18 protein-coding genes and 3 pseudogenes are annotated in these 23,585 nt (G+C 54.3%); 17 read left to right on the plus strand and 4 right to left on the minus strand.

The features are described from left to right. The first annotated feature begins 36 nt into the window (after nucleotides 1-36). From ATU_RS23685 to ATU_RS23755, 15 genes and pseudogenes are all read left to right on the plus strand, one after another. Nucleotides 37-975: an ABC transporter ATP-binding protein gene (locus ATU_RS23685; protein ID WP_046033426.1), complete on the plus strand. Its 939-nt coding sequence runs from the start codon at nucleotides 37-39 to the stop codon at nucleotides 973-975. After that, nucleotides 972-1,991: an oligopeptide/dipeptide ABC transporter ATP-binding protein gene (locus ATU_RS23690; protein ID WP_010974903.1), complete on the plus strand. Its 1,020-nt coding sequence runs from the start codon at nucleotides 972-974 to the stop codon at nucleotides 1,989-1,991. Before ATU_RS23685 ends, ATU_RS23690 begins: the two co-directional genes overlap by 4 nt. Further along, nucleotides 1,988-2,914 (plus strand): ABC transporter permease, encoded by a 927-nt coding sequence (locus ATU_RS23695; RefSeq protein WP_010974904.1) that lies wholly within the window; start codon nucleotides 1,988-1,990, stop codon nucleotides 2,912-2,914. The genes ATU_RS23690 and ATU_RS23695 overlap by 4 nt, the downstream gene beginning before the upstream one ends. Then, nucleotides 2,907-3,767, plus strand: coding sequence for an ABC transporter permease (locus ATU_RS23700; protein WP_010974905.1), 861 nt, complete (start codon nucleotides 2,907-2,909; stop codon nucleotides 3,765-3,767). Before ATU_RS23695 ends, ATU_RS23700 begins: the two co-directional genes overlap by 8 nt. A 15-nt stretch (nucleotides 3,768-3,782) precedes the next feature. Further along, a complete protein-coding gene (locus ATU_RS23705) occupies nucleotides 3,783-4,583 on the plus strand; it encodes a glycerophosphodiester phosphodiesterase family protein (RefSeq protein WP_010891519.1) in 801 nt (266 codons plus the stop codon). Next, on the plus strand, nucleotides 4,576-5,394 hold the full coding sequence (locus ATU_RS23710) for an inositol monophosphatase family protein (RefSeq protein ID WP_010974906.1): 819 nt from the start codon (nucleotides 4,576-4,578) through the stop codon (nucleotides 5,392-5,394). Before ATU_RS23705 ends, ATU_RS23710 begins: the two co-directional genes overlap by 8 nt. 101 nt (nucleotides 5,395-5,495) lie before the next feature. After that, on the plus strand, nucleotides 5,496-5,852 hold the full coding sequence (locus ATU_RS23715) for an NUDIX hydrolase (protein ID WP_233278960.1): 357 nt from the start codon (nucleotides 5,496-5,498) through the stop codon (nucleotides 5,850-5,852). A 20-nt stretch (nucleotides 5,853-5,872) separates the two neighbouring features. Beyond that, nucleotides 5,873-6,856, plus strand: coding sequence for an aldose 1-epimerase family protein (locus ATU_RS23720; protein ID WP_010974785.1), 984 nt, complete (start codon nucleotides 5,873-5,875; stop codon nucleotides 6,854-6,856). A 34-nt stretch (nucleotides 6,857-6,890) separates the two neighbouring features. Beyond that, the gene (locus ATU_RS23725) at nucleotides 6,891-6,986 is read left to right on the plus strand and encodes an AAA family ATPase (RefSeq protein ID WP_323131629.1); all 96 of its coding nucleotides are present in this window, start codon (nucleotides 6,891-6,893) and stop codon (nucleotides 6,984-6,986) included. A gap of 662 nt (nucleotides 6,987-7,648) precedes the next feature. Then, complete coding sequence (locus tag ATU_RS23730; protein ID WP_045231714.1) at nucleotides 7,649-7,993, plus strand: hypothetical protein; 345 nt, start codon at nucleotides 7,649-7,651, stop codon at nucleotides 7,991-7,993. A gap of 2 nt (nucleotides 7,994-7,995) precedes the next feature. Beyond that, nucleotides 7,996-9,255: a cytochrome P450 gene (locus tag ATU_RS23735; RefSeq protein WP_010974908.1), complete on the plus strand. Its 1,260-nt coding sequence runs from the start codon at nucleotides 7,996-7,998 to the stop codon at nucleotides 9,253-9,255. Nucleotides 9,256-9,331: 76 nt separating this feature from the next. Next, the gene (locus ATU_RS23740) at nucleotides 9,332-10,507 is read left to right on the plus strand and encodes a cytochrome P450 (protein ID WP_010974909.1); all 1,176 of its coding nucleotides are present in this window, start codon (nucleotides 9,332-9,334) and stop codon (nucleotides 10,505-10,507) included. A 275-nt stretch (nucleotides 10,508-10,782) separates the two neighbouring features. Beyond that, a pseudogene (locus ATU_RS23745) lies at nucleotides 10,783-11,891 on the plus strand (IS110 family RNA-guided transposase). A 710-nt stretch (nucleotides 11,892-12,601) separates the two neighbouring features. Further along, on the plus strand, nucleotides 12,602-13,540 hold the full coding sequence (locus ATU_RS23750) for a hypothetical protein (RefSeq protein ID WP_010891511.1): 939 nt from the start codon (nucleotides 12,602-12,604) through the stop codon (nucleotides 13,538-13,540). Between the two features lie 900 nt (nucleotides 13,541-14,440). Continuing rightward, nucleotides 14,441-14,875, plus strand: coding sequence for a VirK family protein (locus ATU_RS23755; RefSeq protein ID WP_010891509.1), 435 nt, complete (start codon nucleotides 14,441-14,443; stop codon nucleotides 14,873-14,875). A 96-nt stretch (nucleotides 14,876-14,971) separates the two neighbouring features. Here ATU_RS23755 and ATU_RS23760 read toward each other — a convergent pair. Further along, nucleotides 14,972-15,723, minus strand: a pseudogene (locus ATU_RS23760) (type II toxin-antitoxin system HipA family toxin); the annotation flags it as partial. A gap of 454 nt (nucleotides 15,724-16,177) precedes the next feature. Between ATU_RS23760 and ATU_RS23765 the strand changes: the two are divergent. Continuing rightward, nucleotides 16,178-16,354: pseudogene (locus tag ATU_RS23765) on the plus strand (transposase); the annotation flags it as partial. A gap of 1,165 nt (nucleotides 16,355-17,519) precedes the next feature. Here ATU_RS23765 and ATU_RS23770 read toward each other — a convergent pair. The 3 genes from ATU_RS23770 to tzs form a co-directional block, all read right to left on the minus strand. Then, nucleotides 17,520-18,230: a hypothetical protein gene (locus ATU_RS23770; RefSeq protein WP_010974912.1), complete on the minus strand. Its 711-nt coding sequence runs from the start codon at nucleotides 18,228-18,230 to the stop codon at nucleotides 17,520-17,522. A gap of 462 nt (nucleotides 18,231-18,692) precedes the next feature. After that, nucleotides 18,693-18,935 (minus strand): hypothetical protein, encoded by a 243-nt coding sequence (locus ATU_RS23775; protein ID WP_045023278.1) that lies wholly within the window; start codon nucleotides 18,933-18,935, stop codon nucleotides 18,693-18,695. Nucleotides 18,936-19,374: 439 nt separating this feature from the next. Beyond that, on the minus strand, nucleotides 19,375-20,106 hold the full coding sequence (gene tzs / locus ATU_RS23780) for a (dimethylallyl)adenosine tRNA methylthiotransferase (RefSeq protein ID WP_010974913.1): 732 nt from the start codon (nucleotides 20,104-20,106) through the stop codon (nucleotides 19,375-19,377). A gap of 837 nt (nucleotides 20,107-20,943) precedes the next feature. Between tzs and virA the strand changes: the two genes are divergently transcribed. After that, nucleotides 20,944-23,445 carry a two-component system sensor kinase VirA gene (virA, locus tag ATU_RS23785; RefSeq protein WP_010974914.1) on the plus strand — a complete coding sequence of 834 codons (2,502 nt, stop codon included), beginning with the start codon at nucleotides 20,944-20,946 and terminating at the stop codon, nucleotides 23,443-23,445. Nucleotides 23,446-23,585 lie beyond the last annotated feature (140 nt).

Genomic DNA, 23,585 nt, shown 5'->3' on the forward strand with positions numbered 1-23,585 from the left:
GCGCGAGATGTGCGCGTCGCCCTGGAGGAGCCTAAGTTGTCAAATCTACTAACAGTTCGCGACCTGATCGTTCAGGTGCCGGCGCGCGATATCACAATCATCAACGGTGTCAGTTTTTCACTGGATGCAGGGCAGACGCTTGGACTCGTCGGGGAGTCGGGCTGCGGAAAGAGCATGACATGTTACGCAATAGCCAAGGCATTGCCGCGAGGGATTTCGCAGACGGGCGGAACTATTGAGCTGGACAGTGGACCAAAGGCTGATGGCAAGCCGGCTATTGCCATGATCTATCAGGACCCGACCAGCAGCCTCAATCCGGTTCATTCGATCGGTTATTATCTCGAGAGCAGCCTTTATCGCCATCAGGGTCTGGAGGGCAACGATGCACGGCTCGAGGCCATGCGTCTTCTCGAACGTGTCGGTATCGACCGCGCCAAAAGTCGGCTGCGATCCTATCCTCATGAGTTCTCGGGCGGTATGAACCAGCGCGTCATGATTGCCCACGCGCTCGCTGCGAAGCCCAAGCTGATGATCGCCGACGAGCCCACGACAGCGCTCGATGTCACGACGCAGGCGCAGATCCTTCATCTTCTGGAGGAACTCAGATCTGAAACAGGCATGGCGCTTTTGATCGTGTCGCACGATCTCGGCGTGATCGCCCGCCTCGCGGATCGTGCGGCGGTCATGTATTGCGGAAAGATCGTCGAAACGGCGCCGGTTGCGGAATTGTTGGAGCGTGCAGCGCATCCTTACGCTCGCGCCCTGATCGGCTGCATGCCAACGATCGATGCGGACGACCTGGAGCCGCCAGTACCAATCCCGGGTTCTGTTCCTCTTCTCGATAACCTGCCTGCCGGATGTTATTATCACCCACGCTGTCCCCGCGCGAGCGAACAATGTTCCGTGAGCTTTCCCGGGCCTGTCAACGTCGGCGCGTTCCATGACGCGGCCTGTTACCATCCGGTGAGCCCATGAGTGCGCCTCTTCTTCAGGCCCGCGGGGTCACCAAGGTCTTTCGCCTGAAATCCGGGCTTTTCGTAAAGCCATCGGTACATGTGGCGGTTAATTCAATTGATCTCGAACTTGCGCCGCGTGAGCGGGTAGGTGTCGTCGGTGAATCTGGAAGCGGGAAATCGACACTCGGTAGACTTCTGCTCGGCTTGACCTCCACCACCGAGGGAGAGGTCTTGTTCGAAGGACTCGCGCACACAGATCGTAGCGCGCGAGACTGGTCGACGTTCCGAAAGGAGACCTCCCTGGTTCAGCAAAACCCGCTGTCCGCCCTTAATCCACAAATGACGATCGGCGAGCAAATCGCTGAAGCCGTCTGGGTTCACCGGGTTGCCAACCGCGCGGGCGCGCGTGATCGGGCGGCAACCATGCTGGACCGGGTCGGCCTCTCGAGCGCGATGATGAACCGCTATCCACATCAGATGTCGGGAGGGCAGCGACAAAGAGTTGTTATTGCCCGAGCTTTGATCCTCGACCCCAAATTGGTCGTATTCGATGAGGCGGTATCTGCGCTCGACGTTTCTGTGCAAGCCCAGGTCGTTGCGTTGCTTCGGCAGCTCTGGCAGGAGCTTGATCTGGCGTATGTGTTCATCACCCACGACCTGCGCATCGTTCGCCATCTCGTTGATCGTATTGTCGTGATGTATCTTGGCCGCGTCGTCGAAACCGGCGATATCAAATCTGTCTATGCGTGGCCACGCCATCCCTATACCCGCGCATTGCTTGCCTCCGTCCCCACTATGGACCCGACGGTCCGCAATATTGAACCACCGATCAAGGGGGAACTCGACGCTGGCAAGGTAATGACTGGCTGTGCCTTCCGGTCACGCTGTCCTTTTGCAATCGAAAGATGTGCGAAAGAAACGCCGCTGCTTCGGCCTGCGGGCGGGCAACTGGCAGCGTGCCATAGAGCGGAAGAGTTTCCGAGATCTATAGTCGCGCAGACTGATCCGGCGCAGATGATGGAGGTGGCGCGATGATTAGTTTCATCCTTGCACGCCTCGTTCGAGCGATCATTGTCATGATGCTGACCGTGACGTTTGTCTTCATCATTCTCAGGTTGGGTGGAGATCCAGCTCGGGCCATGTTGGGCGAGAACGCGACGCCAGAGGCGCTGGCAGCATTCCGAACAGCATGGGGCCTGGACAGATCCATTCCTGAACAGTTCCTGATCTATCTCGCCAGCGCGCTCAGAGGCGACTTCGGGGTATCGGCAGCCGACGGTCGTGAGGTATTCACCGTCATCTCCGAACGTATACCCAAGACATTGACGCTGACGATCTCAGCATTCGTGCTAAGCATACTCGTCGGTATCCCCGCGGGAATCATCGCAGCAGTCCGCCGCGACAGTGCCGCCGACAAATCCGTCATGGCAGGCGCTGTTCTCGGCTATAGCGTACCAAATTTCTTGCTCGGACTGACGCTCATCTTCGTGTTTGCCGTCTGGTTTCGTGTGCTGCCGAGCTCGGGAAGTTCCACCTGGCAGCATGCGATCCTGCCCGTTGCGACATTCGGTCTTGTCAATGCGGCTGCGATTGCGCGCTTCGCGCGTTCCGCGCTGATCGAAGTTCTGGAACAGCCCTATATCGCAGCGGCTCGCGCCGATGGTATTCCCAAGTGGGAAGTGGTTATCCGCCACGCGCTCCCGAACGCGGCGATCCCGATGGTGACCATGCTGGGTTTCGTTGCAGCTGGCTTGCTGGGGGGGTCGGCTATCGTAGAGACCGTATTCGCCTGGCCCGGGCTTGGTAGCGGTTTTGTTCGAGCAATCACGCTCAGCGATCTCAATGTCGTTCAGGCAATGATCCTTCTCTTCACGGCGTTCATGGTCACGATCAACTTGATCGTCGATGTTCTCTATGCGGTGCTGAACCCGAAAATCAGGCTTCAAAAAAATGGCTAATACGACACTCTCATTACCAAAGCGGCAATTCCTGAAATCTGCCCGCCGCATTCCGATCAGTATCTGGCTATGCCTGATCTGGATTGCGGTTGTCGTCTTCGTGGACATCACGGCGCAATGGTTGGCACCGTTCGACTATCTGCAGCAGTCACCTCTGGCGCGATTTGCGCCGCCGGGTGCGCCGGGACATTTGCTGGGAACTGATTATCTCGGTCGTGACGTGCTCAGCAACATTCTGGTCGCTACCCAGACGTCTTTGATGATCGCTCTTGTCGGTTCTCTCATCTGCGCGTTCATCGGGACGACCCTCGGATTTCTTGCGGCACATTTCGGTGGCTGGGTCGACAATCTCATTATGGGCTTCGCAGACGCGAAGGCTTCCGTGCCCTTTATAATCTTCGCGCTTGGTGTCCTGGCGTTTCTCGGGTCAAGCCCGCTGATACTTCTTATGCTCGTTGGTGTCGCATCATTCGAGCGTTATGCGCGGCTGACGCGTGGCCTCGTCTTGAGTGCGAACCAGGAGGGATATGCGGAGGCGGCGCGCATCGTCGGCGTACCATCGCTTCGGATCTATGTGCGCCACGTCCTTCCAAACATTGCTGGTCCGCTCATCGTTCAAATCACCCTGAATTTCCCGGATATCATCCTGCTCGAAAGCGGATTGAGCTTCCTTGGGCTTGGGATCCAACCGCCGGAAACGAGCCTTGGGCTGATGGTCGCAGACGGCAGAAACTATATCGCGATTGCCTGGTGGCTCATCGCGTTGCCCGGCGTTGTTATTGTTCTCACCACCCTGTCCATCAGCCTGCTCGGCGACTACTTGCGCGATCGCTTCGACGCGCGCCTGCGATAAACGAAAGGAATGAAAATGAACCCTCTCAGAATGACACCGGAGACGATCCGCTTGGGCGGCCATCGCGGCCACAGCGCCGGCGCGCCCGAAAACACGCTCGCGGCGTTTCGGAAGGCGTTTGAATTCGGCGGACGTAACGTCACATGCGAAACCGATCTCGGAATTACCCGCGATGGAGAACTTGTGCTGATTCACGACAAGACCGTCGACCGCACAACAGACGGTCACGGCATCGTTCACGACATGACCTATTCGGAGTTGTCGAAACTCGACGCAGGGAGTTGGTTCAGTTCGGAGTTTGTCGGAGAGCGTGTGCCGCTACTTAAGGACGCGCTTCAGCTCGCCCGTGAGCTTGGCATTATCTATCAGCTTGAACTGAAGATCTACGACGCGAACGACGTCTTCTTCCCAAAGTTGAGGACGCTCATCGATGAATTGGGCTGTGCGGATCTCCTCCAGTTCTCTTCCTTCGACTACGTTCAGCTGAAGGCCGTCAAGGAAGCAATTCCCGAGGTACCGACCGTTGGCCTGATGCATTCGCGCCTCATCGATCCAGCCGCCCTTGCCCGTCAGGCCAATCTCGATGCCATGAACATCGAGATCTACCATTTCGCCAGCGGTGAAGCCCGCCAACTCCACAACGAGGGATTTGCCGCTTTTTGCTACCTACCGACGGGGTACCATGAAAAACTCGCGCAGTACGGCGTGGACGTGGAAACGCAGCTCGTTCAGTGGGTTCGTGAAGGTCAGTTGGATCAGTTGCTCGGAGACGACGTCGCACAGGTCGCCAGGCTCAAGGACCGTGCAAATGGCTGATCGGGACACATCGACCTCTCACGCAGGAGAAACAGCTTCGATTGTGGAAGAGATCGCGCGCAAGGCAGGCGACCTTGCCCTCGCTCATTTCCGCTCCCTATCGAGCCTGTCGGTCGAGACCAAGGGACATCTCGATCTTGTGACGAAGGCGGACAAGGAGGTCGAAACATTTCTTATCGCGCAGTTGCGGGAGGCGTTTCCCGCAGACGGCATATTTGGAGAAGAAGGGGGCGAAATCAAAGGGCGTTCAGGTCGTATCTGGGTGATCGATCCGATTGATGGAACATTCAATTTCGTCCGCGGCGGTCAGAACTGGGCAATTTCCATCGGTCTCTATGAAAACAAGCGTCCTACATTCGGGGTTATCTTCGCTCCAGTCCGAAACCTGATGTTTGTTGGAGGGAAAACGGTGGAGACGAAGCTCAACGGCATGGCGGTCAAGCCACTTCCGCCGCTCGATATGTCGCGTGCATCGACCGGGTTCAGCTACCATCCTTCGGCTTCGACAGCGGACAGGCTCGAAGTCATCCGTTATATCTCGGATGATCTCAATATCAGCTTCCGTTTCTGCGGCGCTGCGACACTCTCGATGGTCGAGGTGGCCATGGGCGAGACAGATGGCTACGTTTCATTGGGAGACTCGACGTGGGACGTTATGGCAGCGTTGCCTATTTTGAGCAATCTGGGTGTTGCGGATACGATCGACTGGGACAGGACCGACTTGTCGGCCAAACTCCGGTTTGCTTGTGGCAGCCACGACTTCCTGGAGAAGGTGAAGCCGTTGCTCGATAAAGTGGCGCTGGCCGCATAATGCGGCGCGCCTCTGACAATAACGGTCACAGATCGCCACTGGTCGACGCGGACCAATGCGGCGCGATTTGCGTACGCTCGACAAGCCTTGTTAACAGCGAGATGGAAGCGCTTCTGATCACCAGCCGCGAAACTGGCCGCTGGGTAATCCCCAAGGGCTGGTCGGAGGGCAGGAAAAAGCTTCATCGAGTCGCACGGGAGGAAGCTTGGGAAGAAGCCGGCGTGCGGGGAAGAGTCTGCAAAAACCCGTATGGTCACTACCGATATGACAAGAAGGTATCACATGACGAATTCATCCCTTGTCTGGTTCAGGTTCACCTGCTGACCGTATCGACCCTGAAGGATGATTTCCCCGAGAAAGGACAACGCCAGATCAGGTGGTTTTCTCCGGAGGAAGCTTCTGGATTGGTTATCGAGCCGGAGCTCAAACAACTGCTTTTAAAGCTGCGACAGCAGTGACCCACACAATTGAGGACGACATGGACATCGAACTTCTCAAGAAAACACCCGACCTAAGAGCCATAGCAGATATCCGGCTGGCGACCCTCGAGGACGGTCCGGCGCGTGGCCAACGGCTGTTGATCGCTCGAAATGCAACAGGAATTGCGTTCGAAGTGGCGTTGGATCGCGGCTTCGATATTTCCAGCCTTTCGTTTAGGGGGACCAATATTGGTTGGAACTCGCCGACTCAGATGCGTTTTCCAATGGTTGATCCAGGCTCCGAAGGCGGCTGGGCTTTCATGCGCAACTTCGATGGCTTCCTTGTGACATGCGGGCTCGACCACATCAGCCGTCCTCTGGAAGTTGATATTGCCCACTATAATCATCCGCACCTGAAGACGAAAAGCATGCCTCAGCATGGCCGAATCTCGACCGAAAAAGCAAGATTGGTCGGATATGACGTGGACCCAGAATCCGGTGAGATCTTCTGTGAGGGGATCGTCAGGCAGGCAAGTGTCTTCGGCGAAAACCTGGAGCTGAGACGGAGGATCACTTTACCAGTCTTTGGTCAGGCGCTGCGGATTGACGACACAGTGACAAACCGGGGGTTTCGCCCGTCTGGACATGCAATAATCTATCACCTGAACTACGGCTATCCGTTTCTGGATCAGAACCTCGAGATCACGGGTCTTCCTGAGCTCCTTGCGGCAAAATTGGTCGTGGATCCACCTCGGCCAAGTGACGATTACGGCGAATACGTCGACTCGGTCGATAGCCTAGAGATTCCGGAAGCGGATCCGATCGTTGTCAGCAACCGTGAACTCGACATATCCGTCGGCCTGACGTTCACTCGCGACCAACTGAACAAGCTTGCTATCTGGAGAGCTTATCAGTCTGGAGTGTTTGCGCTCGGCGTCGAACCCCGCACCGACCTGGCACAGGACAGACCTTTGCTTCTGCCTGGCGAAAGCTGCAAGAACTCGTTGCAAGTTGAACTGACCGATTGCTGTTGTTCCAACTAAAGGAGCTGGTAGGGCCTCAAACGGGGGACAGGAAATGAAACGCGTCATGATCGTCGGTTGCCCAGGTGCTGGAAAATCCACGCTTGCGAAGCAACTCGCCAAGATCACCGATCTTCCTCTCGTACAGTAGCTCGACGCGCCGAGCACGCCGAGGAACAGTTCCGCCTCGCGGATCTCACCGGTCTTGCGATCGACAATCGGCACCTTCTTGCCGGAATAATCAACGAAGACTTTGTCGCCGGCGATGTGTTCCTGGCGCATCGTCGGTGACAGGCGCTTCTCAAAGCCGCGGAACAGCTCGCAAAAACGGCTATATCCATACCCATCCGGATGGGCGCTGCGGTATTCCTCCCAAAGAATCAGCAGCGTCACGCCTGGCTTCTTCAGCTCGATTGAAAGCGGTCCCCAGTCGGGCTCTTGGCGCAGTCGCTGGCCCCGCTTGACGCCGGGGTGAACGAAGAGCTTGGCCTCGAGAACATCGTCTGTCAGGCCGCTGGCGAGGGCCCAACTCAGCCCTGCCATCGCAGCCCGCTTCAAGTTGTCCTGCACGGTGCTGCGAGCAATGCCAAGCATTACAGCGATCTCGCGGCTACTCGTTCCGCTACCCGCAAGCCGCAGCATTTGTCGTATGTGTCGCATGGTCAGCTTTCTTTTTGCAGGCATTAAATTCCCCTCGTGGATATCGAGGGGACACATGCCAATGTTGCTGACCCAGGGGAACTTGAGTGCCGGAAACTGACCGGTTATTGATAGGAATGGTGGCCGGCTTCAGATCGGAACGGTGGCCGGTCAATGATTGGAATGGCGGCCGGGTTCAGAGTGGAATTCGCACATCTAACTTTTGTGCTTAAAATGGACAATGCCTTTGCGGCAAACTTAGGCGCAATCCCTACAGCTTTCCACCAATTCCGCGACGGACAAAGTTGGTCGACGGTAGCCTGCGGCCTGTGCGACGAGCGCCTCAAGCACCAAAGCCGGAAATATAATTTCGACCATATTACAGATGAAACGAGATTCAAATTTGTCGACATATCTTTTGTTGCTACGTTAAACCGAAGGCTTATTATTGAAGCTAAGGCTTTGAATTCCCATACGGTTTACGTCGATTCTGGTATCGACTTCGATGAAAGTATGTAAAAATGATCACGAGCAGCATTTCTGGGACCGACCAGCAGTTTCAAAACGCCACGCAGCCAAAAGAGCTCGATCCTGATGCTGTTCCTGTAAGCAGGCTTGATTCTGAAGGCCATGAAATTTTTGCTGAATGGCGACCTAAGCGCCCGTTCCTTCGGAGGGAGGACGGCGTCTTTTTGGTTCTCCGCGCGGATGATATCTTTCTGCTGGGCACCGATCCTCGTACGAGGCAAATAGAAACAGAACTCATGTTAAATCGAGGCGTAACCCGCGGCGCCGTTTTCGACTTAATCCGCTACAGCATGCTCTTTTCAAACGGCGAGGTCCATGTGAAACGGCGCTCAGCCTTTGCGAAGACCTTTGCATTCCGGATGATCGACGCGCTACGCCCGGAGATCACGAAGTTAACGGAGCATTTGTGGGACGATGTACCGAGAGTTGACGATTTTGACTTTGCTGAAATGTACGCGTCGAAATTGCCTGCGCTAACGATTGCCAGTGTACTTGGTTTGCCATTTGGGGATGCACCTTTCTTCACACGACTTGTTTACAACGTTTCGCGCTGCTTAAGTCCTTCGTGGGGAGAAGACGATTTTCCGGAGATTGAGGCTTCTGCCGTCGAGCTCCAGGATTATGTCCGGGCAGTGGTAGCGGATCGCAGCCGACGTATAAGCGATGACTTCCTCTCTTGCTACTTGAAAGCGGTGCGGGAAGAAGGAACGCTTTCACCCATCGAGGAGATCATGCAATTGGTGTTTCTCATACTCGCCGGAAGCGATGCAACTCGTAACGCGATGGTGATGCTGCCGACTCTTTTGCTGCAAAATCCTGTTGTCTGGTCCTCTCTATGCCACGATCAATCCGGCGTCGCGGCCGCAGTGGAGGAAGGGCTTCGCTTCGAGCCATCAGTTGGGTCTTTCCCGCGGTTGGCGCTCGAAGATATTGATCTGGATGGGTACGTATTGCCAAAGGGAAGTTTCCTAGCCCTAAGCATCATGTCCGGCCTGCGGGACGAGAGACACTACGAGCATCCTCAGCTTTTTGACATAAAACGCAAACAAATGCGCAGGCACCTCGGATTTGGCGCGGGTGTGCATCGGTGCCTCGGCGAAGCTCTGGCGCGGATTGAATTGCAAGAAGGACTTAGAACACTTCTGCGCCGCGCGCCGAGCCTTAGGGTGACAGGCGACTGGCCACGGATGATAGGTCACGGGGGTGCACGGCGCGCCACGGGGATGACAGTCAATCTGGGCGTCGATCGGTGAGGTCACCGTTCCGTTCGGTTGACGGAGATGAGGTTGAGTATCACAGCCAGGATTAAATGAACCGGGAGAACTCCCAATGCAATTGGCACCAGTGGATCGCGTAACCACAATCGACGACCTTACACTTGATCCCTATCCGATTTATCGCCGAATGCGCGCGCAGACCCCGGTGGTGCGGGTCGCCTCAGTGATGCGAACGTTTCTGACCAAGGCCTCCGATACGAAGATGGTGAAGGATCAGCCCAGGCGCTTCAGTTCGGATGACCCCAACACGCCAATGAAGCCGGCCTTCCAGGCCCATACTCTAATGCGCAAGGACGGCGCGGAACACGCCCGCGAAAGAATGGCCATGGCTAAGGCCTTTGCTCCCAAAACGACCGCGGAGCATTGGGCGGCGATCTATCGGGACATTGTAAACGAGTATCTTGATCGCCTTTCCCGCGGCAGCACAGTAGATCTGTTCGCGGAGATCTGCGGCCCGGTGGCTGCCCGTATCCTGGCTCATATCCTTGGAATTAGCGAAGCATCCGACGCAGAAATGATACGTTGGTCGCAGCGGCTAATTGAAGGGGCGGGCAACTTCGGATGGCGGCCTGAGCCTTTCGAGCGGGCAAACGAAGCCAATGCGGAGATGAACCGGCTCTTCGACAACTTGGTCGAAAAGCACCGGGCGGAACCGAACCCCTCGGCTTTCGCGATCATGGTGACCGCGTCTGATCCCATACCCATGAGCCAGATTTACGCCAACATCAAAATCGCCGTCGGCGGAGGCATCAACGAGCCTCGCGACGCTCTTGGCACGATCATCTATGGATTGCTGACCAATCCGGAGCAGTTCGAGGAGGTTAAGAGGCAGCAGTGCTGGGGGCAAGTCTTCGAGGAGGGCGTGCGCTGGGTTGCTCCGATCCAGGCGAGTTCGCGCCTCGTCCTGGAGGACACGGAAATTCGCGGTTTTCTTGTCCCGAAGGGCGATACCGTGATGACCATCCAAGCCTCTGCCAATCGTGATGAAGATGTCTTTGACGACGGAGAGCGCTTCAATGTCTTCCGCCAGAATAATGCGCACCAGTCCTTCGGCTCGGGGCCGCATCACTGTGCCGGTGCGCAAATCTCGCGTCAAACCGTCGGGGCGATCATGTTGCCTACGCTGTTTGAACGTTTTCCGAACATGACGCTGACTAACCCGGACGCGGTGCAATGGCGCGGCTTCGGCTTCCGCGGACCGATTAGTCTACCGGTTACGCTTATATAATCGTAACCACTGTCGCTTGGCATTAAGCCGTAGAAAGGGATCAGAACAAGATTAGTGCGAAATCGTACGTTTGGCCGGGAAAGTGATGATCGAGATGGATATCCGTTCCCAAAACTGAGTCTTAAATAGCATTTCACCCTAAAACTTCTTATTCAGCACAGGCCGCAAACTACGGGAAATATGCACGAATTCGGTTAGACCAGATGAGCGATTTTTGGCGGTAAAGCCGCTAGGTTTTCCTTGCTGAGCCAATATTGGTTTCGAAGGGAAAAGCCATGGAGAAAATAGTTTATGTAGGCCTCGACGTTCATGCTGACACGATAGCTGTCGCCATTGCTGACGACGGTCGGAATCGAGAGATCCGATTTCACGGTGTGATTGAAAATACTGCAGATAGTGTTCTAGGTCTCACCAAGCGGCTTGTTGCCGCAAACACCCAACCCATCTTCTGCTATGAAGCAGGCCCATGCGGATACGGTCTGCATCGCTTGCTCACGAAGCTTGGATTTGATTGTGCTGTCGTCTCTCCGGCCATGATCCCTCGTCGTGCAGGCGACCGGATCAAAACCGATCGACGCGATGCGGAAATGCTGGCGCGGCTGTGGCGAGCAGGCGAATTGACCCCGGTCTGGACACCGGATGAAGAACAGGAAGCTATGCGGGATCTGATCCGAACCCGCAAACAGTCCCTGGATGCGCTGAAGATTGCAAAACAGCAGCTCCAGAGCTTTCTGCTGCGGCATGGCCTTCGCTACAATCGACCTACTTACTGGACCAAAATCCATTGGCGCTGGGTCAATGAGCTGCGCAAATTCCGCTTTCCACATCAGCAACTGGCTTTTGAGGAACTGAAGCGAACCATCCGCCAGATCGAAGAGTGCATCGCCACGTTGGATCAGGCCATTAAAGATGCTGTAAAGGATTGGCGTTTTGGTGCACTGGTCGATGCCCTGCGATCATTGCACGGCGTCAACACGATCATCGCTGCGACACTGGCCGCAGAGATCGGCGACATCAACCGCTTCGACAATCCACGCCAGCTCATGGCCTGGTTGGGGCTGGTGCCAAGTGAGCATTCCAGCGGCAGCACAGTCAGACGGGGGCGCATTACAAAGACAGGTAATGCCCTGGCCCGAACCATGATGGTTGAAGCTAGTTGTCGTATCGACACCCACCTCGAGAAAGACATCCTTTTTTGAAGCGCAGTCAGCATCAGCCTCAAGAGATTAAAGATATTGGCTGGAAAGCGCAGACGCGATTGTGCAAGCGGTACCGGGACCTTTCAAAAACCGGGAAACCACAACCTCGTGTTCTGACCGCTATTGCGCGCGAACTTGCTGGCTTTATCTGGGATATTGCCCGGCACGTGCCGATCCCAGCATAGCCCGAGACGTACCGCACCTTTCTGCCTGTGCAGCATGCTGGAGATGACGGCCAAAGAACAGGGAACCCTCGACTTACGTTGGGATAGATATCCGTCCTTAGAGAGAGGCAAGCCCGCATCGAATATGGTCAGGCGGTGAAAATCCGCGGATGAGAGTATGATAACCATCGGTTCGGATCGCCATCTCCAGCACCGTGCACAGGCTGCATCAATTGACTGACCTCGCGAAAACGGGGTAGTTTAAATGCGCCCGGAAAACCTAAATCGCTCATGAGAGCGTACGATTTCGCATTAATCTTGTTCTGCCCCCAGGAATGCGACCGTTTCGACGTGGTTCGGTATCTTATTCGAGAATCGAAATGTAAAGATTCTCTTTATAATCAGTCAGCCTGCAGCATGTGCGTTAGGAGAAAAATCATGCTATAGTCTGATTAATATTACTCTATAAGATCGACCATAAGCTATTTTCTTATATCATTCCGCCTGTGGCAATCGGAATCGCTTGGCGCTTAAACGTGAGGGTGACCATCTACGGCGCTAAGACACTACTCAAGCTTTGGTTTCGGAAAATGACTACTTCAACATCGTGCATTTTCACCAGGTCAATTGAATCACAGGTTGTTAATTGCAAAAGTAATACAATAAAAATTGAGGCTCTCTCTTTATCACAGTAGGTTCCGACCGATTGAGAGAAAGAAGGAGCATGCACGATGGAGCCCAGCCAACGAAGCTTAAGTGATGAATCCGAAGCGTCCCGTACGGAAGTCCATTCTACATCGACAAATAGGGATATGCCTCCCGAGCTTTTGGCTAAGGTGGCAACTTATATTCCTACCCAGGACCCGGTAGAAACGGCACGAAATCTTGGAAGCCTGGAACGTACAGGGCGTGCAGGTCGTGAAGCCGTTACAAGTGATCCCGTCGGAAAATATCACGCGCGAATGAAACGAATTGGCGCCTCCGCCAAAACCGTGTTCGATACGGTCATTCCCGGAAATCAATTACCTGAGTGGGAGACGAACCGACCCTCTCCGACGGCCAGAACGCGAGCCGTTGGCCCAATTCTTAAGTTCCAGTCTGAAGCGGGAAAATCGAGATTTGTCACCAATATACTCAATTTGCCTGAATCTGCTCAGTGCGACGCAATTCTTAGTGTCATAAAACACTTGAATGATCTTGGTGAAGCAAACAAGACGCGACTTATCGAACGCTCTATCGAAATTTTGCGGCTAGAACCCCCTTTGACCTGGAATATGGGCCAGAAATGCCCTGCGGTCGACGTGCTGGTCCAAGGCGAAAAGTACCTAAATGCGGATCAACTGGCTCGCATACAACAAGAGAGGAGCAGCCGTCCGCGGCTGTCTCCCCTGTTTGGCCGAGCCATAGCCGATTTCGAGGTTCAAAAAACCATGGACGCAAATCCTAGACGATATAGGGACGCGGCGGGGCCTGAGGTCAGAGCTGTAGACACAGTAATTGAGACAATTGAGAGATATAGTGCGTCGTTAGCAAGAGGCGGTCCAAATGCAGTGGGACTCCTAACGACGAACGAAAGCTTTGAGAAAAATATCAATGAGGTCTACAACCGTACGCGAGCCGAGCTAGACGCTTCTTCACGTGACAGAAGTCGCTCTGGACTATCGCGATAATTTCCTGGATCCACCGCGCTGTTGTAAGTTGACACATCGCATCGTCTTGCCGCTGACGGGACTTTTGGGGACGTCTTTAGTTGAACCGCCCCATGACGCGAATGCTGTTTGATCCCGTATCACTTCCCTCGCAAATTCTGAAGGGACATCAGGTCTCGAATGTACGGCCCCATTTGTTTCAAATGAAGCTTTCGCCGGCGTTTCTGAAATCCTTCTGAAAACGTCCGACCCTACGTTCGTCTGAAGGGGCCGTGTCAACCGGACGTGATAGGGATGGTAGACGCAGCGGTTTTTCCGGTTTCACGCTGCGGCCTAAAACGCCTAGGTTGGAAAGCATTACCTATCCGGCCCCACCCCTCTGGTTGCGATCTGGTGCAACACGGTGATGCAACGTCGACTGCACTGAACTAAAAAATGCAAAGGGATATCAATTGAGCCGATCTTCCCTGAGTGCAGCCTTTGGAAAAGAGGACGGTTTCGGAGCCTTGTCCATGCGCGGAAATAAACAGGCGAATACGGGGCCTGAAAATTCTCAAAGTGGCGATAGTGCAACGGCGCGGCCCGCCTCCGGGGTTGCGTTTTGCTGTCCGTGAACTGCAATGTCTCGAAGCACCGGAGCGCGTGCGAATGAGCGCGTGGATCGCCTCATGGCGCTCGGAGCTTCAGGGGAATCCGCCGCCCTCAACACTTCATACCAAACAGAAACATGGAGATGCCGAAAACGCCATCCTAGTGGAATCATCGTCCGCGCTGAGAGATTGCTTCTCATCAAGCAGACGGGGCGACTGCAAGGCAGGGCTTGCTAGGCGACTGACTCCTCATCTCAAAGCTCAACGTAACAGCAATTCCATAGTATCGGAATGGCTTACCTTCTTTTAGTCAATCTAAATAGGATCACCTATGAAACTTATGCTACCCACCCTGTTTGGGATACTTTTGGCTACGGCTGCAAACGCTGCCAATGATAGTCATGTACTAGCAACCTTTCCCGAGATTGCGCTTGCACTGACTACCGGCAAGCCAGTGGACGTTATGGTCGATTTAAGTTTGTGTACTCCGGGGACCGACGATACACCGCCGACGAAGACGCGCGGAGGCATTCGCATAGATGGGTATAGAATCACTTCTGACGGCACCCTCGCTTTTGCGGATCAGCACTTTACGATTGATCGTGACGGTAAGCCTATTCTTCAGTTTCTTCGCTACCAAATCCGGTTGGACGGTGACGCCGAACTGACTATGGTCGTATTCAACATGCCAAGCTACGAGAGAAAAGGTACCAGCTTGGCCTACAAGTGCGCGATCAGTCACGGGTTGAGTTTCTTCGCTCCATAGTGATCTCTGACTCCTGTGTGACGCCAATCAGAGTTGGCTTAATCTGCCCGGCGAGGCAATTTGCAGATGGTGGTTCGAGTATGAAAAAGGTACTCGTCATAGCGCAAGCGCTCGTTTTAAAATAAAGGCGCTGGCCATGCGATTGATCTTGGCTGAGCGGGCGCCGATCGCCTTGGCGGTATCGCGCCAGGTTGCGGTCATGGTCGCGACCTCTTTGATTATCGCGCGGGCCTGCGGCAGCGTGAGAGCGCGAAAAACTCCGACGCGGCTTCCAGCAGATCGAGCGAGCAGGTGCCCTCGTCGAGATGGATGTTCGCCGTCAGCTCCCGAGCCTTCAGATCGGTCGGAACGGGTTTGAGGTCGTATGCCGGCGAGAGCGACCAGTCCGCCTTTCCCAGTCACAGGAAACCGTGATTGCGCAGGTGATCGTCGACATTGGAAATCAGCACATGGAAGACGACACGCCGATAGAGGACATGGGCGTCCGTCTTACCTTGGGCGCCGTGTTTAGCAAGGGCATCGACGATCTCCGGAGAGCTGCCGCGCTCGCCGCCCATCGTCGCCATCGTCGACAGGAACGGGGTGCGGATCGCCCCTTCGCGATCGAAGCGTCGCGACAACATGACGGCCTTGCCGGCGAGGTCGATCAACTCGTGCCGAGGAGTGGCGATACCTGCCTGGCCGGCCAGCCGCAGCGCGATCTCTTCCCAGCTCTCCATGCTGTAGTCGTTGGTCTCCTTCGGGAATTTCGCGATTGAGAGTCGACCATGTTGGTCGATGACCGAGGCCTTCGGGCAGGCATCGCCAAGGGAGGAGCCTGGGGCAAAGATGAGCTGCAGGCCTTCATCTTAGCGGCATAATTGCGGGTGATAGCAATGAAAGCTCAATTCATGAGGTTTCTTTCCGCATCCTTCAACGAATCCCTGCCTCGACGAGGGTGCGATCTCAAATGTATCGTGAAAGCGGTTCGGCCGACCAGGCCCAAGTGGTAGAGCCGGAGCCATATTGGAGGCTGATCTACGAAGGGAGAAAAGCAGCAGACTGGCATCCCACAAGGCTCTCTCGGCGTTGGATGCAATGCCGAACGAAAAACTCATTTTCCGCCTGAATTGCTCGCCGAATTCGCGACGCACTTGCCATTCGGCAATCCATTGGAAACGGCAGATAATCTCACGAATTTTTCAGCTCGCAAGTCGCCAAGTGCGGGTGCGGTTTAGGGTAAGCGCGCAATACCCCGCACCTTTTTCCGTTGAATGAGCTGAGGCATTTGGTGTCCACCTAAAATGAGGTGGACGCCAAATCATGGAAGATGATCAGAAACTGCGTGTGAGGCTTATAGGCCGGAACGGGCGACGTCGTTTTGATCCGGTATCGAAGGAGCGGCTTGTCGCAGCCTGCCTTGAGCCGGGGGCATCGGTATCGAGACTTGCGCTCGAACATGGGGTCAATGCCAACCTCCTTTGGAAATGGATAGGCAAGTGAGTACTGACCGGCCCAATGCGCTTCGGACCGAGGAAGCTAAGCGCTTGAGCACCGAACGTCCGGTTTAAATGCGCAAAAAATGACGCCAAGGTTGTACTCATGATCCGGACGCCAAGGTTTCTTGGATAGCAGGTCGCATATTTCGCATGAACCTTGCGATCAGAGCGGATGTTCATCGGACTTCTTTTGGGGTATTGGCATTTTGCCCTGGTCGTTGACACTATCGCCACCCCGTGTCAGCGATACGCCCTGTCACCAACTTAACCTTTGGTGACAGGGCTAATATTCAATAGATCCCCCGACCCTCAATTAGTTTGGCTAAATAGAGCACAAGCTGCGCTTGGCGGCTGGCCATCAGTTCTTTTGAACGTTTTCGAACGGCGCCTGCTCAAAATTGCGAGCTTCGATCAGCGCTTCAATAATCGCAATAGTCAGGCGCATGGTACAATAATCGGTGCTCCATCGATGACCTTCGGATGTCGAGCGCAGCAAATCCAGTCCCTGGCCGACACAATCTCCTCGGCCCGATTAATCGCCCATTCCATAAAGGTTTTTGAACCTGATCGTTTTTCCCGATAACCACAACTATCCGTGTTGCCTCCGCATTTCTAGGACGGGAAGAAAAACAAGCAGTTAAGGCGCAGCGCGTCGTCCGCTGCATGCCGGGTAACGCTATTGCTCTAAGATCACGCAGCACCAGTTCCACACCTTGCTGCTTTCAGCGAAGGCACCGGTCCGCGACGCACAACCGACCTCATCTAGCTTTAGATCAAACAATATCAGATGCACCAACCTGCCATTGTAAAAATAGGGTTCCTCTTCGTTGCTAATTGCGTTCGCGTTTCTTGTAAGGAGATGGAGCCGCTGGCCGATAGCGGCGCGAACAGTTTCTGCAATCCGACTGGGGACCTATTGACGTATCGTGGGAACATGAGTGCCAGCCGTCCAAGACAGCCCGTTCATGAATGATGCGAGGGGCGAGCGCGGCAGAATGGCCAGCCCCGCTCAAAGATGTTTTCAGCCAGCTGTTCAACACGGTTACGACGAACCGATCCTGTGCAGCACGCCTTTATAGCGAGCTCCTGAGCTTGAAAAGCGATCTGGATGACTCGTATCGATCCGTTCTCTTTCGAGCAGTGAATCCGGTAGCCGTCGCAAAACACTACTGAGCAAGCGAGCGTGGAACCGGAAAGTCTAATACTTTGCTTGTGTAACTTTCTACCAAGGTACTAAACGGCGTGCCGTCAGGAAGTTTCAGCACAGCACGATGTTCGAGCAGGAATGGCGGCAGGGTAGGAGATCCCCTTCCAGACGCAATCAAGCCGTCCATGTCCCAGCCTTCTGATAGAGGAGACCAGAGTAACTTGGCAGATAGATTGGTGCGTGTGAAATTGAGAGCCTGAACGGCTCTGCCAAACGCGATATCGCTGGTATTCAATGCCTGATTCATCTCGGCCGTTAATCTTGCCGGCACATACCAATTGTCGGCCTCGGACAAGACGCGGTCGCCGCAGACCAGGCGAACGCGGCGATAAGCGATCGGCTCGTCGGGTCCGACGGTCAGTAGTTCACGGATGTGATCATCGGCCGGCTTGGCTTGCCCGCGCACACGCTGAGCTAGGATCTTGGAACCTTCCGGTGCGAGCTTGTGCCCGGCGCACCAGCGGTCAAGGGTCAACGTAGCACTGGCGTTACTCAGGAGATTGGCATTCAAGGTCTGGAGAACCGCAAGCGCTTCCACTCGAGATGCCGGCGTGTTCAACCACTGAGACCCTATAGACGGTTCTTGCGCAATTGCGATCTGGGTGCCCAGCACGATGGAGGCCGCTGCAAGTGCGGCGATGCGAAAGCATTTCGAAGGGCATAATGACACGGAGAATGAAATCCTTTGTGGAGCAAATTTGATGGGCGAACCCTGCGGTCAAATTGCGTTGATTTTGGGAGGCGAGCGCGCGTTGTCAGCATATATGATACCGGCAGCAAGATCTGGCCTGCGCCTTGGGCGCACCGTATACCGGTCAGGTTCCCGATTGACTTTCTCACCATCTTTTGATGTTCCTGCCGCGCAGGTTCGCACCTGTTGAAGCCTAGGTGCCCGAGCCGTTCTTTGCTTGCGTCGCATTGATGTTGTCCATGATATCCTCCGTCCACTCGCCGACCTATAGTTGGAATTTGCAGGTGTTGACGAGTGAGATACCACGTTGGTTTTCGTCCAGCGTGGCGACAATTTTCATCGTGGCACTTGGAAATCCAATGGACTTGGGTTTCAAACCAGGAGCGCGGCGGCTGGTTGGATTTCTCCCAAATCTATCGAATCGTTATTCTCACTTGCGAGTCAGCGCTCTTGGTCTTCCCCCTCGCGCGTTGCAAGATGCTCGTATAGCTGGATCGGATAAAATAGTTCGCAACCGAACGCAAAATCCAAGAGCAGTTGCTCGAAAAAGGACCTCTTCGTCGAAGTCGGGCGCTGCTGCCGGTCGGGCGATAGTTGTAGATCAGGCAGGGATACGCCGTCGATAGTTGCCAATCGCAGATGCGAGTAGCCCAGGCGCTTGTCTGATTTCTTTTGGTGCCCCATGTCATCGTACTCCTTATGTAAGCTTACCGACGATATGTGCAGTCCATCAGCAGTATAATGATTACAGGAGACCAAAAATTGGTTTCAAATGTAACCGAATAAGCCTGCTGTACGTAATGGCAATCGGTCGATATCAGTCGGCACAGCCACTCGTCTTGCTGAGATGCAATGTCGACGTGTAACCAAAATGACTTTGATGGAAGTCGACTTTGAAGCCTGACCGACACCGGCTAATCGAAATCTGCAACTGCTGGAACTCGGAAGCGGCCAAATCCCTCGAGGACCGAGCGCCGGCCGAGGTGCTTCGAAAGAAATCACTTACTCAAATAAGATGTGCGAATAGCTTTGGCGCGCCGCATGTCGCGCTTGGAGGTGACGCCGACCGATGCTGCGCCGCCGATGGCCATCCAACACGCAGGTCAAATGATGAAGCGGCGAATCACCGAATTCGCGTCAGCGTGACCGGGCAAACAGGCTGTCCTGCGCCATCTTCTGGCCACTGAGGAAAATCGCGCTCCTGCGAGAGCGCATGTTCAAGATATTCATTAGCTATGGCCTCTATGAGCTCTACGTGCCGCCCTGCATCAATATTTGGCAACTGGCTGATTGCGAGATCGTGTTTGCGCGCAAAACGAATTGCGCAGCGATATCCGTCGATATCTTCCAAAATCGGTCGAGCGGCAGGGTAGTTCCAGAGTTCCGCCAACTCCTCCAACAACGAGGGGCGATCTTCCCGGATGGCAAACATTTCCGCAACGCGTTGCTTGGCTCGGGTGAGAAAGGCGTCCGAATCCCCAAGACGTAGCCGCTTGACATGCCATTGAAAACCCGATCTCCAAAACGGACTTTTAGCCATGCAATTGAGAAGCGAAATCGACCCGCCCTCGAGAATAAGACCCTCTTCGGACTTCCGCCAATCCACTTCGAATATGAGTCGACGATGGGCACTCTCAGCGTCAAGGATGCCCTCGGTGAGGGGGCGGGAATCCAAATATATTCTCCGCGTTGATTGCAATTCCGATTCCAAAGGTCTTCCGCTACCTGTCGCGATTTGAGGACAGCATTGCACACGATCAAGGGCAACCACCGGCCACCCGGTTTCTTGTGCGATTTGGATCGCCATGTCCGTTTTGCCGCTGCAAGTCGGTCCGTAGATGAGATGGAGTAACATGTGCGCCTCATATAAATTTAATGGGATATCCCATCTGTTCCAAACCAGATTTTTCAATTCGGATTATGATGTTTTACTGCATGATTTTTACCAGCTTTACGCAATCTGCTGAACTAATATCGCGCTACATTTGTAATCGTACATTTTTGACGTTGCCGGCTCATTCGGCCATGAGAGTTTCCATCCCGTTGTCCTCCTGAACAATTGAGGAGTTTGGCCCCGACACCTGCTTATGGTGAATGCAGCGGACCCCGTTAACGCAACGTCGAAAAGCGGATAGGCGATTTGAGTAGGGAAGCCACATCGGCCGCGCGGTATGCTCCGTCAGCACCTGACAGTTCGTGTTGCAGCTTTGCTTGGTCACCTGAAACGAAAAATGCCGCTGAAGAATATTTAACGGATATGCACACGAAAAAGCCGGTTGGGTCTCATATGCCGCTGACGTCCTGGCTTCGTTTCGAAGCCGACAGCCTCTAAGGTGGTACGAACACAGACCTAATATCCGCTAGTGTCCGCGGCAGCCGCCACGGCAGTTCTCGCTGCGCATAGCATAGCAACTTGCCCTGTCGACGCATGATCAGCCATATTGTTAATGTCGACGATTTCATTTTTCTCGGTGCAAACGGCGACATCCTGACCATATCGATCCTACCAGCCACCGCGCGGAGTCAAAGAACACCTCGGCAACCGGAAACATCCATTGGAATGCCGAGGCTGTGTTTCATTTGAAACACACTGAGTCGACGTTTGTTGCTTCAAACCCATTTACAAACCCTACTGTGCGGCCTAAGGGCCAACGGGGTGGGACTGAGCGCTGGTACGAGGACGTAAGTGCGGATGAATGGAAGGTATTCACCGTCTCGGCAAGATTTCAAGACAGGCGCCAAGCCTTGGTCTATCCTGGCCTTGGTAGTTGCTGCAATGATTTTTGCCTTGATGGCGATTACGTCTTGGCAGGACAATGAAACCAATCGGGCGATCCTGACCCAATTGCGAGCTATTAACATCGACAGTGCTTCGCTGCAGCGGGATGTACTCCGCGCGGAAGCGGGTGTGGTGGCGAACTACCGGCCCATTATCTCCAGGTTGGGAGCTTTGCGGAAGAACCTGGAAAATTTGAAGCGACTATTTAAACAATCTCATCTTGTGATCGGCAATGATTTCTCTCAACTGCTCGACAAGCTAAAGGTGTCTGTGGATACGACCGACGCGGCCGTTGCAGCCTTCGGAGCGCAAAACGTGCTCCTGCAAGATTCGCTTGCCAGCTTCACTCGCGCGCTTAGTATTCTTCCCAAAATGTCGTCGACGGATCAGACGGTCGAAAATTCGAACGAATTGGGCAGCCTGATGCTGCGGTTTGTGCGTCAGCCAAGCCCAGCACTCTCGTTGGAGATCAGTCACGAACTCGACATGCTCCAAAAAGCTAGCGGTGGGGCTGAAGTTCCTATCCGTATACTTGCACGCGAGGGTCGCGTCATCTTGTCGATTTTGCCCCGTGTGAACGATGCCGTAAACATGATTCAGACCTCCGACACCGCTGAAATTGCCGAAAGATTGGAGCGCAAGTGTTTGGAGGCCTATAGCTTGCAAAGCGTGAGGGAGCAGCGGGCACGGATCTTCTTGGGTTCCGTTTCGGTGGGCCTTTGCATCTACATCATCTCACTGGTCTATAGGCTGCGTCGGAAAACGGCTTGGTTAACGCGGCGTTTGGATTACGAAGAGGTAATCAAAGAGATTGGGGTTTGTTTCGAGGGGGGAGGGGCCACAGCGTCGTCCCTCAATTCGTCCGCGCAAGCTGCGCTTGGAATTATTCAACGCTTCTTTAATGCGGAATCGTGTGCACTAGCATTGGTGGACCATGGTGACAGGTGGGCTGTCGAAAGTTTCGCTGCGAAGCTGCCTGAGCCCGTCTGGGAGGACCTCGCGCTACGCGAGATGGTTTCTCTTGCCAGAGCGGATGAGCGTGCGTCAGTATTCCGCATCATGTCGACGCGAAAGGTCAGCTGCCTTCCTCCGGAGACTCCGGGCGTTTCTATGCTGCTGGCACACAAATCTACGGATCAACTGATAGCGATTTGTTCCCTCGGTTACCAGGGCTATCGTCTGAAATCTTGTCCAGGCGAAGTTCAGCTTCTTGAACTCGCCACCGCCTGCCTCTGCCACTATATCGATGTCCGGCGTAAGCAGACCGAATGCGATATTCTGGAGAGGCGATTAGAGCATGCGGAACGTCTTCAGGCAGTTGGTACACTTGCTGGTGGAATAGCGCATGAGTTCAACAACATTTTGGGAGCAATCCTCGGGTACGCTGAAATGGCGCAAAACATGCTGCGTCGGTCATCTGTCACCCGAAGACACATTGACCAAATTATTTCGTCGGGTGACAGAGCCAGGCTCATTATCGATCAGATCTTGACTCTAAGTCGAAAACTAGAACGCGTGACAAAGCCGTTCAGTGTCTCCGAACTCGTAATGGAAATTGCTCCCTTATTGCGTGTTGCATTGCAGCGCAACATCGAGCTGAAGTTCAAGTTTGACGACAAGAAGAGCGTAGTCGAAGGAAGCCCGCTAGAGGTTCAGCAGATGCTGATGAATCTTTGCAAGAACGCTTCCCAGGCGTTTACCGCCGATGGTCAAATCGACATCATCGTTAGCCGAATTTTTGTATCTCGACAGAAAGTACTGGCGCATGGTGTTATGCCAGCTGGCGACTATGTTCTTCTTTCTGTCAGCGACGACGGTGAAGGCATTGCCGAAACTGTGCTCCCCCACATTTTTGAGCCTTTCTTTACAACACGCTCTTGCAGCGGCGGCACGGGTCTAGGTCTTGCTGCCGTGCACGGTCATGTCAGCGCGCTTGCAGGATATATTGACGTTACTTCAGCCGTAGGGCGAGGGACGCGCTTCGACATTTATCTACCTCCTTCCTCGAAGAAGCCCGTCAGCCCGGACGCGTTTTTTGGGCCCTGTAAAACACCGCGTGGCAACGGAGAAATTGTGGCATTGATTGAGCCAGATCCTGTCTTGCGGGAGGTGTACGAAGACAAGATCGCCGCTCTGGGCTATGAGCCGGTGGGCTTTAAGACATGTGCAGACCTTTGCAATTGGATATCAAAAGGCAAGCAAGCCGATCTGGTTCTAGTTGACCAATCGTCTCTTCCCGAGAATCAGAGTGCTACTGCTTTGCACGCAGCCTTCAAGACGGCGTCCATCATCATTGGAGGAAGTGATCTTAAAATGTCACTTTCCAGCGATGACATGACGTCCGCGCTTTTTCTGCCCAAACCTATATCCTCCAGGACGATGGCCTACGCGATTCGTACCAAGATCAAAGCCTAGAGTTGAGGATGTTTTTCAGGAGACTCGACCAGGGTAATCAGCACGTCTGTTCGGCGCGCCTATAGCTATGGTTTCTCGCAATCGCTTTGGGCAGTCGGTTGTGGCGGTGCGTCTTCTGAGACCCGAAGGTTGGCGATTAT

The sequence above is a fragment of the Agrobacterium fabrum str. C58 genome, from assembly GCF_000092025.1.
Classification (GTDB): Bacteria; Pseudomonadota; Alphaproteobacteria; order Rhizobiales; family Rhizobiaceae; genus Agrobacterium; species Agrobacterium fabrum.